The sequence below is a fragment of the Rubrivirga sp. SAORIC476 genome (genome assembly GCF_002283555.1).
Lineage (GTDB): Bacteria > Bacteroidota > Rhodothermia > Rhodothermales > Rubricoccaceae > Rubrivirga.
In genome coordinates this window covers 784,126-797,076 of sequence record NZ_MVOI01000006.1, presented here as the reverse complement: position 1 = coordinate 797,076, position 12,951 = coordinate 784,126, and the positions used below count along the sequence as shown (strand labels likewise).

12 protein-coding genes are annotated in these 12,951 nt (G+C 72.6%); 7 read left to right on the top strand and 5 right to left on the bottom strand.

All coding sequences use genetic code 11. The features are described from left to right. Positions 1-41: 41 nt before the first annotated feature. The gene (locus tag B1759_RS19805; RefSeq protein WP_158225288.1) at positions 42-188 is read left to right on the top strand and encodes a hypothetical protein; all 147 of its coding nucleotides are present in this window, start codon (positions 42-44) and stop codon (positions 186-188) included. Positions 189-223: 35 nt separating this feature from the next. After that, complete coding sequence (locus tag B1759_RS14870; protein ID WP_095515838.1) at positions 224-475, top strand: hypothetical protein; 252 nt, start codon at positions 224-226, stop codon at positions 473-475. Positions 476-629: 154 nt separating this feature from the next. On the opposite strand, the gene B1759_RS14865 is transcribed toward B1759_RS14870, so the two are convergent. After that, on the bottom strand, positions 630-905 hold the full coding sequence (locus B1759_RS14865; protein WP_095516008.1) for a hypothetical protein: 276 nt from the start codon (positions 903-905) through the stop codon (positions 630-632). Positions 906-970: 65 nt separating this feature from the next. Then, entirely contained in the window at positions 971-1,528 is a 558-nt protein-coding gene (locus B1759_RS14860) for a hypothetical protein (protein ID WP_095515837.1), read from the bottom strand. A gap of 126 nt (positions 1,529-1,654) precedes the next feature. On the opposite strand from B1759_RS14860, the gene B1759_RS14855 reads away from it, so the two are divergent. Together B1759_RS14855 and dxs are read left to right on the top strand one after the other, a co-directional pair. After that, positions 1,655-1,918: a hypothetical protein gene (locus B1759_RS14855; RefSeq protein ID WP_095515836.1), complete on the top strand. Its 264-nt coding sequence runs from the start codon at positions 1,655-1,657 to the stop codon at positions 1,916-1,918. Between the two features lie 401 nt (positions 1,919-2,319). After that, positions 2,320-4,260 carry a 1-deoxy-D-xylulose-5-phosphate synthase gene (dxs, locus tag B1759_RS14850; protein ID WP_095515835.1) on the top strand — a complete coding sequence of 647 codons (1,941 nt, stop codon included), beginning with the start codon at positions 2,320-2,322 and terminating at the stop codon, positions 4,258-4,260. A gap of 4 nt (positions 4,261-4,264) precedes the next feature. Here the strand turns inward: dxs and B1759_RS14845 are convergent, their stop codons facing one another. Beyond that, positions 4,265-5,269, bottom strand: coding sequence for a DNA topoisomerase IB (locus B1759_RS14845; protein ID WP_095515834.1), 1,005 nt, complete (start codon positions 5,267-5,269; stop codon positions 4,265-4,267). Positions 5,270-5,436: 167 nt separating this feature from the next. Here B1759_RS14845 and B1759_RS14840 point away from each other — a divergent pair, with 167 nt between their 5' ends. Continuing rightward, positions 5,437-6,111, top strand: a complete 675-nt coding sequence (locus B1759_RS14840; protein ID WP_143537407.1) for a hypothetical protein — start codon at positions 5,437-5,439, stop codon at positions 6,109-6,111. Between the two features lie 76 nt (positions 6,112-6,187). After that, positions 6,188-7,741, top strand: a complete 1,554-nt coding sequence (gene cysS / locus B1759_RS14835) for a cysteine--tRNA ligase (RefSeq protein WP_095515832.1) — start codon at positions 6,188-6,190, stop codon at positions 7,739-7,741. An 87-nt stretch (positions 7,742-7,828) separates the two neighbouring features. Here the strand turns inward: cysS and B1759_RS14830 are convergent, their stop codons facing one another. Then, positions 7,829-8,878, bottom strand: a complete 1,050-nt coding sequence (locus B1759_RS14830) for an endonuclease/exonuclease/phosphatase family protein (RefSeq protein WP_095515831.1) — start codon at positions 8,876-8,878, stop codon at positions 7,829-7,831. Between the two features lie 116 nt (positions 8,879-8,994). Continuing rightward, entirely contained in the window at positions 8,995-11,925 is a 2,931-nt protein-coding gene (locus tag B1759_RS14825; RefSeq protein WP_095515830.1) for an FAD-binding and (Fe-S)-binding domain-containing protein, read from the bottom strand. A 193-nt stretch (positions 11,926-12,118) separates the two neighbouring features. On the opposite strand from B1759_RS14825, the gene B1759_RS14820 reads away from it, so the two are divergent. Beyond that, entirely contained in the window at positions 12,119-12,859 is a 741-nt protein-coding gene (locus B1759_RS14820) for a hypothetical protein (protein ID WP_095515829.1), read from the top strand. Positions 12,860-12,951: the final 92 nt, after the last annotated feature.

Here is a 12,951-nt window from a genome sequence, read left to right as displayed (position 1 = left end):
GCCGACTCGAGGACGACAACGGACGCCCTCCGCTGATCGTCGTGATCCATCCGGACGACTGGGGCGACCTCTTCGGGCGGCATCGCATGTCGGCGATCATCCCAGCCGACAAGGTCGGCATGGTGGTCGGCGAGATCCCGGTGCGGACCTCGCGCGACGTGGAGCGCGGGCGACCGGAGCTGTACTGAGGTTAGATCTTCGCCTCTCGCGGGTCTATGTCTACATGGACACCCGTTCCCCTGCGGATTTCGAGGCGCCGCTCTTCGGCTTTGGCGTCGTGATCGGGTTCTTGATCATCGTCGGCGCGCTGCTGCTGCAACTGGGCTACGCGACCGGCGTGCTGGAGCGACCGCCGCCGCCTCACCCGTGCGAGACCTGGCAGGTGACCGACCCCGGCCTCGACCTGGAGAAGTGCTACGAAGCGTTCGAGGTGCCCGCGGCGCCGTCGAGGGCGCCGCAGCCCTCGACGGCGTAGCACCGTCCGCCCCAGTTTTGTCTTCAGCGCAGGCGGAACAGGTCGAACGTCGGCCCGTTGCGAGTGCCTCTGTGCGGGGTACAGCACTGCACAGGCCGTACGCCGGAGCCGCCCCACCCGGCTCCGGCGTATTCGTGTGGCCCGGTCTCGGGGCTCAATACTCGTCGGGCAGGAGGACCGTCGTGCTGGAGCGGTCGGCCTCGGTGATGATCCAGAGGCGCCCGGCGTCGGTCTGGAACGCGGAGAGGAGGCGGGCGCCGCCGGGCAGCGCCAGTTCGTTGGCGAGCCGGTCGCCGACGCCGATGTCGCCCCAGTCGCCGACGGCGTGCCTTTCGAGGAGGGCCGGGATGGAGACCCCGGCGCGGGAGGCCAGCGAGAGCGCGCCGGGCGTGGCGAGGGTGCGGCCGAGGTCGAAGAGAGGACGGAGCATGGAGTCGAGGGAGGTGCCCGCCTCGGGTGTCATCCGAGGCGGGGCGGATCTAGGATCTGCCGGACTCAGGCCGCGAGGCGGCGCGCAGCGTACTCGGCGTCGGCCTTGTCGAGGTCGAAGCCCAGCACGCGCAGGACCTCCTCGACGTAGCTGACGGCCTGCCCCATCTCGGCGTCGGTGAGCTTCATCGACGAGTCGGTGCGGCCGTTCGACGCGAACTCGGCCGCGGCGTGGCGGAGATTGTCGTGGTCGGCGTCGAAGTGCTTCGCGGCCTCCCCGCAGCGGGCGTTGAGGAGGCGGCGCATCTTCTCCCAGGGGCTCGGGCCGGTCTCATCAAGGCGAACCAGCCGGACGGACGGGGCGGGCGTCGTGGCGGCGACGGCAGCGGCCCAGTCGGCCTCGAAGACCGCGTCGGCCTCGGCGGCCTCCATCTTGCGCTCGGCGGCATCGAGGACCTGACGGCAGGCGGTCGCTAGGCTGGTCGCGTTGCGGAGGCGGCGGGCGTTGCGCTCGGTGGGGTCGGCCTGGAAGGCGGCCGAGGCGAGGTCGAAGCGGGTGGTCGCGTGCGCCATCTCGAACTGAGCGTCGGAGAGGGAGCGGGCGGCGGCGTCGAGAGCGTTCATCGTGGGTGCCGTGGTCGGCTGGCTTGTTGTTTCGTATCTACGGAACATAGCGGACCGAGTTCCGCGATTCCGAAACAAAAGGGCTCGGCGCCGTGTCTTCTCGCGCGCTCCCTAATCCCCACCTCCATGCCTCCCGACTCTCCCGCCGCTGGCGACATCCTCACGTCTGACGACTTGCGCCAGCTCGCCGGCCGCCTCATCGACGACTCCCCCGACAACCAGTCCCAGGCGGCCGCGAAGGTCGGCGTCGGGCGGAGCACGATGAGCCGCGCGCTCTCCGGTGCGGAGGACCTCCCGACGGTCAACGCTCGGGTGGTCGAGTACTACGCCGGGCTCGGTGCCGAGACCGTCTACCGCCTGGTCGATCTCGACGTCGATCGTGACGCCTGAGGTCGCTCCGCCTCACCCCGTACCACATCAATCCGGACCCGATTGGGGAGGATTTTGAAACCCCGTCTCCAGCACGTCGGCTGTACCTCGCCCAGTTCGGGCGTCCCCTCCCCTGCTGGCTGTTTTCAGGCCGTCGTCCCGACTACCCTTCGCGTGTTGCCCAGGCAGACGAACAGGACGCGGACGGGACGGTCGGGCACGGGGAAGCCGGTAGAGTGGAGGAGTGCGGAAGATGACAGGCCCAGCCCCCCGGCGCCACCGCACGTCAGGATCCTCCTTCCATTTCCCCATTTCCCGGCCCCACGCCCCAGCCAGCGCCCCCTCCGGTTCTTCCCGAAACCGCGCGGACGCCTCGGGGTCACACCGAGCCCCGGTATCTTCGGCCGTTCTGCGCCTCGCTTATGCCCCCGGTCGCCCCGACCCTCACACCCGGCCCCCTGCTGGCCTCCATCGACTCGCCCGCCGACCTGCGGGCCCTCCCTGCCGAGCGCCTGCCGCAGCTCTGCGACGAACTCCGGGAGTACATCGTGGACATCGTGTCGGTGCACGGCGGCCACTTCGGGGCCTCGCTGGGGGTCGTCGAGTTGACGGTGGCGTTGCACTGGGCCTACGCCACGCCCGAGGACCAGCTCGTGTGGGACGTGGGGCACCAGGCGTACGGCCACAAGATCCTGACCGGCCGCCGGGATGTGTTTCCGACGAACCGGACGTACGGCGGGCTGTCAGGCTTCCCGAAGCGCGACGAGTCGGAGTACGACACGTTCGGCGTGGGGCACGCGAGCACGTCGATCTCGGCCGCCCTCGGCATGGCGACGGCCAGCAAGCTGACCGGCAACGACCGCAAGGTGGTCGCGGTGATCGGCGACGGCTCGATGACGGGCGGGCTCGCCTTCGAGGGCCTCAACAACGCCGGGGCGAGCGACGCGGACCTGCTGGTGGTCCTCAACGACAACCGGATCTCGATCGACCCCAACGTCGGCGCGCTGCACGAGTACCTCGCCAAGGTCTCGTCGTCGGGCTCGTGGAACGCGCTCAAGGGCGAGGTCTGGGAGCTGTTCGACAAGATGAAGGGCCTCGGCGGCGGCCACCTCCAGCGGCTCGCGTCGCGCGTCGAGGACGGCCTGAAAGCGGTCCTCACGCCCGGCATGTTGTTCGAGGCGCTCGGCTTCCGCTACATCGGGCCGGTCGACGGGCACGACGTGGTCTCCCTGGCGACGCAGCTCAAGAAGCTGCGCGGCCTGCCGGGCCCGATCCTCCTGCACACCCTCACGGTCAAGGGCAAGGGCTTCGCGCCCGCCGAGGCGGACCAGGTCAAGTGGCACGCCCAGTCGAGCCCCTTCGACAAGTTGACCGGCAAGAGCCTCGCCGCGCCGACCGCCGCGGGCACCAAGCCGCCCAAGTGGCAGGACGTGTTCGGCGATGCCGTGATCGAGCTGGCCGAGGCCGACGAGCGCGTGGTGGGCGTGACCGCGGCGATGCCGTCGGGCACGAGCCTGGGCAAGATGATGGCGCAGATGCCCGACCGCGCCTTCGACGTGGGCATCGCGGAGATGCACGCGGTCGTGTTCGCGGCCGGCCTCGCGACGCAGGGCATGCGCCCATTCGCGGCCATCTACTCGACCTTCATGCAGCGCGCCTACGACGGCGTCGTGCACGACGTGGCGCTCCAGAACCTGCCCGTCGTGTTCTGCATGGACCGCGCCGGCGTCGCCGGGGCCGACGGCCCGACGCACCACGGCGCGCTCGACGTGGCCTACATGCGGGCGGTCCAGGGCCTCGTCTGCGCGGCGCCGCTGCACGAGCAGGACCTCCGCGACCTGCTCTACACGGCGCTCCAGTACGACGGCCCGTTCGCGGTCCGCTACCCGCGCGGGGCCGCCACCGGCATGCCGCTGCGCGAGGGCTTCGAGCCCATCGAGATCGGGACCGGGCGCAAGGTCCGCGACGGCACCGACGTGGCCTTCGTGACGTACGGCGCCATCGGCCAGTACGCCATCGAGGCCTGCGACCGCCTGGCGGCCGAGGGCGTCGACGCGGCGCACTACGACCTGCGGTTCGTCAAGCCGCTCGACGCGGCGCTGCTGACGGAGGTCTTCGGGCGCCACAGCCGCGTGATCACGGTCGAGGACGGCGTCCGCGACGGCGGCGCGGGCTCGGCGGTGCTGGAGTGGGCGTCCGACGCAGGCGTGCTGGACGCCACCCAGGTGGTCCGCCTCGGGCTGCCGGACCGGTTCGTGGAGCACGGCACCCAGCGGCAGCTCCACGACGAGGTGGGCATCGGGCCGGATGGGCTCGTGCGGGCCGCCCGCGCGCTGGTCGGCGCCGAGGCCGAGGCGGCGTAGCCGTTCAGCTCCGCTCGCGGAGCAGGTCCAGCACGGCGGCCTCGGGTGGGCGCAGGCCCGCGGGCGTGTTGCCCGCGTTGCGCCGCCGGACGCGGTCGCGGAGGTCGCCCTCACGGAAGGCGTCCAGCACGTCCGGGTGGATGTAGTACTGGCGACAGACGGCCGGCGTGTTGCCCAGCACCGAGGCGGTGTCCTTGACCGCCTGCACGATGCACGCGTCGGCGTCCTCGACCTCGTCGAGCGCCGCGAGCGCCTCGGCCGCGGCGACGGTGCCGCCCCACGTCCGGAAGTCCTTCGCCGTGTAGTCCTCCCCGGTGGTCTCCTGGAGGTAGCCGTTGACGTGGCCGCTCTCCACGTCCTGCTTGTCGCCGCGCTCGTCGTAGAACTGGAACAGCTCGTAGCCGGGGATGTCGCGGCAGGCCTTGACCAGCCGCGCCAGCCGCCGGTCGCGGACCGACAGCTCCTGCTCCTTGCCGCTCTTGCCGACGAACGAGAACCGGACCTCGGCCCCGTCGAAGGCGACGTGCTTGTCGCGGATCGTCGTGAGCCCGTAGGAGCCGTTCTCGGTCGCGTACGCGGCGTTGCCGACGCGGATCAGCGTCTCGTCCAGCAGGCGGACGCACAGCGCGAGCACGCGTTCGCGGCCGAGGCCGGATGTGCCCAGGTCCGCCTCGACGCGGGCGCGGAGGCCCGGCAGCATCTCCCCGAAGCCGACCATCCGGCCGAACTTGACTCGGTTGCGGTGGGCCGTCCAGTCAGCGTGGTAGCGGTACTGCTTGCGGCCCCGCGCGTCGCGGCCTGTCGCCTGGAGGTGCCCGTTGGCAGTCGGGCAGATCCAGACGTCCTCCCAGGCCGGGGGGAGCACCAGCGCCTCGATGCGGGCGCGGACGGCGTCCGACACCCGTTCTCCGTTCGGCTGCCGGTACGAGAACCCCGTCCCGCGCCGCGTGCGCGTGATGCCGGGGCGGGCGTCGTCGACGTAGCGGAGGGTGTCGGGCAGGTCGGTCATGACAGAGCAGAAGGGCCGCGTGGGACGGCGGGCCGGGCGGCGGGGTCCCCCGAGGCGACCAGACCGGGCAGCGCCTGATCCGATCGTACCAGACGCGCCCCGCGCCCGCACCACGGCCAGAGCCGGAGATCGGGGGAGGTTGTCGGCGTCCACACACACCAATGGCCATGTCCCGCCTGCTCGCGCTGTTCGCGTTCCTCCTCGCCCTCCCCACCGCCGCCCAGGGCATCCCCTTCGAGCCCGAGACCGGCGACGCCGAGACCGAGGCGGAGACGCCCGCTCCGCGCCCGGCGCCCCCCCCGGCGAGCCCGGCCCCGGCGCGCGCGCCCGTCGAGGTCCGCACGGTGCGCGCCGACATCCGGACGTACGGGCCTCGCCGCCTCGGCGGCCCCCGCACCGGCCTGACGCTCCTCAGCCAGGAGACCGTCCGCAAGATCAACGAGGCCTTCGACGGGTGCTACGACTCGCCGTGTGACAACCCGCGCCTCTCGGAGTCCGTGCCGGTCGTGACCCAGTTCGGCTGGCAGTTCGAGAACCGGATGTTCCAGACCGAGTCCGGGCTGACGGGCGTCACCGAGTGGGTGCTGCTGGTCGGGGGCGCCGAACAGGGCCTCTTCCTGCCCAGCCTGACCCTGCTGGCGGGCATCCGCGCCCCGAGCGGCTTCGAGTTCGGCGTCGGACCGAACCTGTCGCTGAGCGGGGCCGCATACGCCATCGGGGTGGGCATGAACAACGAGATTGGCGAGATCAGCATCCCGGTGAACCTCGCCGTCGTGCTTGGCCAGGACGGCCCGCGGACGAGCCTCCTGGTCGGCTTTACGGTGTCGGAGCGGAGGTGGTGAGGCGGGCGGTCCTCACCGCTCCTGCCTCCTCGCTCACCGCTGGACTCGGTAGCTTGGCGCCTCGCCCCCCGCGCCGATGCCCGAGTCCCCGCCGTTCCGCCTCACCAACACGCTGGCCCGCGAGGTCCAGACCGTCACACCCGTCGCCTACACCCCGGACGGGCGGCCGCTGCTCCGCTTCTACAGCTGCGGCCCGACGGTCTACAGCTACGCCCACATCGGCAACTTCCGGACGTTCCTCACGGCCGACCTCGTCGTGCGCACGGCCGAGGCGCTGGGCTGGGCGGTCCGCTACGTGTCCAACGTGACCGACGTGGGGCACCTCACCGAGGACGACGTGGCCGACGGCGCGGGCGAGGACAAGATGGCGAAGGCCCTCGCGTCGAAGGACGGCGAGGCGTTCGAAACCGTCTGGGACCTCGCGCGCCACTACACCGAGGCGCTCAAGCGCGACTGGGACCTGCTCAACCTGATCGAGCCCGACATCCGGCCGCGCGCCACCGAGCACGTCCGCGAGCAGATCCTGGCCGTCGAGGCGCTCATGGCGTCCGGCCACGCCTACGAGACGGCCGACGGCGTGTACTTCCACGTCCCCAGCTTCCCGGACTACGGCAAGCTCTCCGGCAACACCGACGCCGAGGGGCTGGTGGAGGGCACGCGCGAGGTCGTCCGCGACGACGGCAAGCGCGACCCGCGCGACTTCGCGCTCTGGAAGAAGGACGCCGGGCACCTCATGCAGTGGTACTCGCCGTTCGTCGAGGGCGAGGCGGGCGGCTGGGGCTTCCCCGGCTGGCACCTCGAGTGCTCGGTGATGGCGCAGAAGTACCTCGGCGAGACCATCGACCTGCACGGCGGCGGCGAGGACCTCCGCTTCCCGCACCACGAGTGCGAGATCGCGCAGGCCGAGGCACTCACCGGCCAGCCCTTCTCGCGCTACTGGATGCACACCCGCTTCCTCCAGGTCGAGGGCGAGAAGATGTCCAAGTCGAAGGGCAACTTCCTGACCGTCCGCGACCTGACGGCCGCCCCAGAGGACGGCGGCCGGGAGGACTGGGCCGCGCCGCTCGACCCGCTCGCGCTCCGGCTGGCGCTCATCTCGGGCCACTACGCGAAGCCCTTCAACCTGACCCGCAAGACGCTCGCCGACGCCGCCAAGAACCTCCAGCGCTACCGCGACGCCGTCGAGGCGGCCCGCCTCGGCACCGAGGCCGACCGACCCGGCGACGATGGCCTCTCGGCCGACCTCGACGCGGCCTACGCCGACGCGCTCGCGGCCATGGCCGACGACCTCAACACGCCCATCGCGCTCGCGGCCGGGCTCCGGGGTGCGGCCGCCATCCTCAAGGCCCACCGCGAGGCGCCGCTCTCCGGCGCCTCGGCCCGCGCCGCCGACGCCTACCTCGACCGGATCGACGCCCTCCTCGGCATCGTCCACGCCCAGGTCCCCGCCGACGCCGCCGAGGCGGCGGATGACCTCGCGGCACAGGTCGAGCCGCTCGTCGTCCAGCGCACCGCCGCCCGCGCGGCCAAGGACTGGGCCCGCGCCGACGCCATCCGCGACGAACTGGCCGCCCTCGGCGTCGAGGTCGTGGACACGCCCGCCGGGCCGGAGTGGCGGCGGACACACTGACCCCTCCAACGAGGTCGGGGCACACCGGCAGCGTGCCCCCACCCGACCGGGTCGCCCGGCCTCGCCACGGAGGCCGGGCGGGCCGTCCTAATTGACGACGCCCTCCAGCTCGGCCCAGACGCCCGCGTGGTCGCTCGGCCAGACCCCGCCGACACGGTCGGCCGGGGTGTCCAGCACCACCTCGCCCGCGACCGTCGTGTCGAAGCCGCGCGAGAGCACCACGTCGATGCGGGTCTGGAGCTGGGAGGTGGCGTTGCCGAGGTCCGCGGCCTGGCAGCACGTCGCCGCGGAGCCGACCGGGAAGGCGTCCCGCAGGAGGACCGTCAGATCCTGGTAGCTCGTCCCGCCGGTGTTGCCGTCCGAGTTGATGTCGCCCACCAGGATCACCGAGCCGCCCGTGTCGCGGACCTCCGTGGCCAGCTCGGCCGCCTGGATCCGCTGGATGGGCTCGGCAGGCCCGCCGACCTCCAGGTGCGTGTTGAAGAACGTCAGCGGAAAGCCGTCCACGGTGGCATTGACCGACTGGTAGGACCGGGTGAACGTCTGGTCGACGCCCCCGACGGGGATGGTCAGGACTGTCTGGAACTCCTGGTTGACGGCTCCGGAGGTCTGCACGTCCGACCGGGCCAGGATCACGTCGGCGTCACGGTAGCGGACGTCGAAGAACGTCATGCCGTCGGTGGTAGCCGGGAACTCGACGTCGGCGTTGTCCGCCCGCGCGGCGACCGTGTACGAGACGCCCTCGTCGGCGAGCGCATCCAGCAGCAACTGGAGGAAGTCGAAGGTGACCGTCGTCGCGGTCGTGTTGGCGGCGCCCGGCAGGTTGTCGCCCGGCGACTGCACGTAGTACGTCGTGACCTCCTGGAGCCCGACGAGGTCCGGGTTGACGCGGGCGATCTCGGCCGCCACCGCCGCCATCCGCGCCGCCGGGTCGGACGCCTGGACGCTCCCGTAGAGCTGCGCCACGCGCACCGGGATCATGTTGGGGTCCTGCTCATTGGCGACCAGGAACAGGTCGGCCCCGAGGTACAGGTTCTGGCTCATCACGCGGACCGTGCCGGTGGTGCCACTGGAATCGCAGCCGGTGGAGAGAGCGAGGAGGGCGAGGCCGCACAGGGCCAGGGAGAGTCGGCGCATGGAAGCAAGCGGAGTGGGAGACCGGGAAGATCGGCCATCGAGACCGCCCCCGCCTGTGTCTCCTGTACCAGCCGCGGGCTCCTCGGACGAAGCGGAGACGGTCTCCTGACGCGGGCCTACCCCAGCCGCGCCGCCAGCACCTCGGCCGGGTGGAGGGCCGTCCGCCCGGTCGTGTGGTGGATCTGCTCGCGGCAGCTCGTCCCCGCCGCGACCACGACCGCCTCGGGCGCCGCGCGGACGGCCGGGGCCAGCCGGTCCTCCGCGATGGCGATCGACACGTCGTAGTGCTCGGCCTCGTAGCCGAACGACCCGGCGACGCCGCAGCAGCCCGCGCCCGACTCCGTCACCGACAGCCCGGCCGCGCCGAGGCAGGCGTGGCTGGCCGACATCCGCGAGAGCGCCTTCTGGTGGCAGTGGCCGTGCACGAGCGCCGTGTTCCCCTCACCCGCTGGCGTCTGCCAGTCGAGCGCGGCGAGGCGGTCGGCGTGGGCATCGCACCACTCCTCGAAGGTGACCGCGGCGGCGGCGACCGCCTTCGCGTCGTCCCCCGGCACCAGGCGCGGCACCTCGTCGCGGAGCGTCAGAATGCACGACGGCTCCAGCCCCACGATGACGACGCCCGCCTTCGCCAGCGGCGCGTACGTCGCGACCAGCTCGCGGGCCAGCTTCTCGGCCTGCGGGACGAAGCCCTTCGACAGGTACGTCCGCCCGCAGCAGCGGTACGCCGGGACCTCGACGTGGGCGCCTGCCGCCTGCAGCACCGCCAGCGCCGCGCGCGGGATGGACGGCTCCTGGAAGCGCCCGAACGTATCGACGTAGAGCGCGACCCGGGGTGCCTCGGGGGATGCGGGGGCCGCCCCGGCTTCGGACGACTTGAACGGCTTCGTCGAGAACGTCGGCATGGGGCGCTGGGGGGCCACGCCGAGGCGGGCGAAGGCGGCCCGCGCGGGCGCCAGCGCGTTGACCCGGTTGGCGATGGCCGCCAGCGGACCCGCCACGCGCTTCGCCATCTGCGGCATGAACCCGAACAGCCGCGCCCGCGCGCTCGGCCCCGCCTCCTTGTATTTCTGCTCCAGCCAGACCGACTTGAGCGCCGCCATGTCCACCGACGCCGGGCACTCGGCCTTGCACGCCTTGCAGGACAGGCACAGGTCCAGCGCCTCGGCCACCTCGGGGCCGGTCAGCGACGGCAGGCCGCCCGAGAGCGCCTCGCGGAGCGCGTTGGCCCGGCCGCGCGTCGCGTCCTTCTCCTCGCGCGTCGCCATGAACGGCGGGCACATCGTCCCCACGTCCGTCTTGCGGCAGACGGCCGAGCCGTTGCACGCCTCGACGGCCTCCAGGAAGCCCACGTCGCGGCCCGTCACGTCGGGGAACGTCATCGCCGTCGACACCGAGCGGGCGTGGTAGTCCGGCCCCATCCGCAGCGCCTCCGTCAACGGCGGCACGTCGACGATCTTGCCGGGGTTGAGCTGGCCGGTCGGGTCGAAGGCCCGTTTGGTGGCCTGGTAGGCCGCGTAGAGGGCGGGCGTGTAGAAGTCCTCCGCGAGCGCCCCGCGGGCCCGGCCGTCGCCGTGCTCGGACGCGATCACGCCGCCGTACTTCCGGGCCAGCCGCGCCGAGCCCCGCGCGACGGCCTCCAGCGCCTCGACCTGGGCGGGCTCGCGGAGGTCGAGGAACGGGCGGACGTGGAGGCAGCCCGCGCTTGCGTGCGCGTAGGCGACCGCCTCGACGTTCCACTCGGCCATCACCTCCTCCAGCTCGCGGATGTAGGCGGGCAGGTGCTCCACCGGCACCGCCGCGTCCTCGATGATGGCGGCGGCCTGCACCGGCAGCCGCGCGCTCATCGCCAGCCCCAGCCCCACCTTGCGGACCGCGTACACGTCGGCCATCCGCGCCTCCTCCTCCAGCTGCGTGATCACGGCGGACGGCCCCAGGTGCCGACCGAGGCGGGCCAGCCCGTCGCGCACCTCGGCCATCGACGCCCCGCTGTACTCCACGATCAGCAGCGCGCCGGGCAGCTCGCCGTGCGGCCCGCGCTGGACGAAGTGCAGCTTCGGGGCGTACTCCGTCACGTCGAGCGCCCGCGCCAGCGCGATCCGGTCGAACAGCTCCACGGCCGTCGGGTCGGTCTCCATGATGCCCGCGACGGCCTCCAGCGCCGACGCCCGCGAGGGGAAGTGGACGACGCCGAGCGCCGCGTGCGCCGGGCGCTCCGTCAGCCCGACCGTGATCTCGGTCGCGAACGCCAGCGTGCCCTCCGAGCCCGCCAGCAGCTGGGCGAGGTTGCGCGTGCCGTCCCAGGCCCGGCCCGGCCCGCGGTCCACCTCGGGCGCCTCGATCATGCGTTCGAGGCGGTAGCCGCCCGCGCGGCGCCACCACCGCGGCGTGTCCGCGCGGATGGCGTGCTCGTGGACCTTGAGCAGCGCGTCGACGCGCTTCAGGATCTCGCCCTCGGTCCCCGTCGCGCCGACCTTCGCGGCCCACTGGTCGGGCGTCAGCGCGGAGAACCTCGCGGGCGTGCCGTCGGCGAGGAGCACGTCGGCCGCCTCGACCCAGTCCACCACGGCGCCGTACTGGATGGAGTGCGTGCCGGTCGCGTTCGTGCCCAGCATCCCGCCCAGCGTGGCGCGGTTGGACGAGGCCGGGTCCGGGCCGAACGTCAGCCCGTGGGCCGCCGCGGCGCGGTTGAGGTCGTCCAGCACCACGCCCGGCTGGACCGTCGCCGTGCGCGCCTCGGCGTCGATGGCGACGATGTCGCGCAGGTGCTTCGTCGTGTCCACCACGAGCCCGCCCGACACCGCCGAGCCCGCGAGGCTGGAGCCCGAGCCGCGCGCCACGATGGGGACGCCGTAGCGCGCGCCCTCCTCCAGCGCCGCCTGGATGTCGTCGGCGTGGCGCGGGACCAGGACGCCCAGCGGCGGCTCGCGGTAGAGCGACGCGTCGGTCGCGTAGAGGGCGGTCGAGAGGGCGTCGAGGCGGAGGTCGCCCGCGATCCGGGGGCGGACGGCGGCGGCGAACGCGTCGAGGCGAGGGCGGTCGATCTGCATCCCGAATGGTACCGCCCGCGGCCGACGACCGGCCTGCCGATTCTCGCCCGAGTGCTCCCTGGGGGCTCCCCCCAGGGAACGCCAGGTGCCTTGCCCGCCCCCTCGCCTCGCCGTATCTCCCGACTCCCCCGCCGATCCGACCCCGACGCCATTCGACCGAGGCTACTCCCCCGCTCACCCTCCGACACACACCATGCGGACCGCTAGCCTCCTCGCTCTCCTCGTCGTCGCCGCCGGCTGTGACAGCACACCGGCCGTCACGCCGCCCGAGATCGCCCCCGTCCTCCCCCTCGCCGTCGGCGCCGAGTGGACGTTCGCCCGGTCGTACACCCTCGAGTACGACGAGCAAGGGGCGTTTCTCGACACCACCCGGGCTGACCGGCCCGGCCTCTCGCTGACCATCCCCCGGGACACGGTCGTCGCAGGCGAGACGTGGTTCCTCGTCGAGTCCACCGCCGACCACTGCGTGTTCACGCGCCGCGGAGGCTGGTTCGCCAACCGTGCGGACGGCCTCTACCGCCTCCAGGTCGGGCCGGAGGGCACCGCCGACGCCGAGCGTGTCTATGCCATCGGCGTCCCCGACGGCACACCCTTCCTCACGACCAACATCGTCACGGCCGTGCTGACCGACGACGACGCCACCGCTGACCTCCCCTCCGGCCCCGCGACCGTGCGCCAGTACGACCGGACCTGGAAGCGGCTGGTGATCAACCCGGTCGTCCGCGGCCCCATCGACCCGATGCCCGTGACCCAAGACCTGTTCTCGCCCGAGCGCGGCCCCGTCGCGCTGGAGGTCTCGTACGTCCGCTTCGGGACAGTCACCGACTCCACGTTCACGCCCGTCTCGCTCGTCCGGTACGACCTCACCACCGCGACCCGCCCCGCCTCGGCCCGCGTGGCGCCCGAGGCGGACGGCCTCTACCCGGTGCGCTAGGCGGCACCGACCGAGATCATGTTTGACCTGCAATCTCCCCCGTTCGGGGGAGGCGCGCGCCTCTACCGCGCCGTTCCTTTCGCGCATCCCGA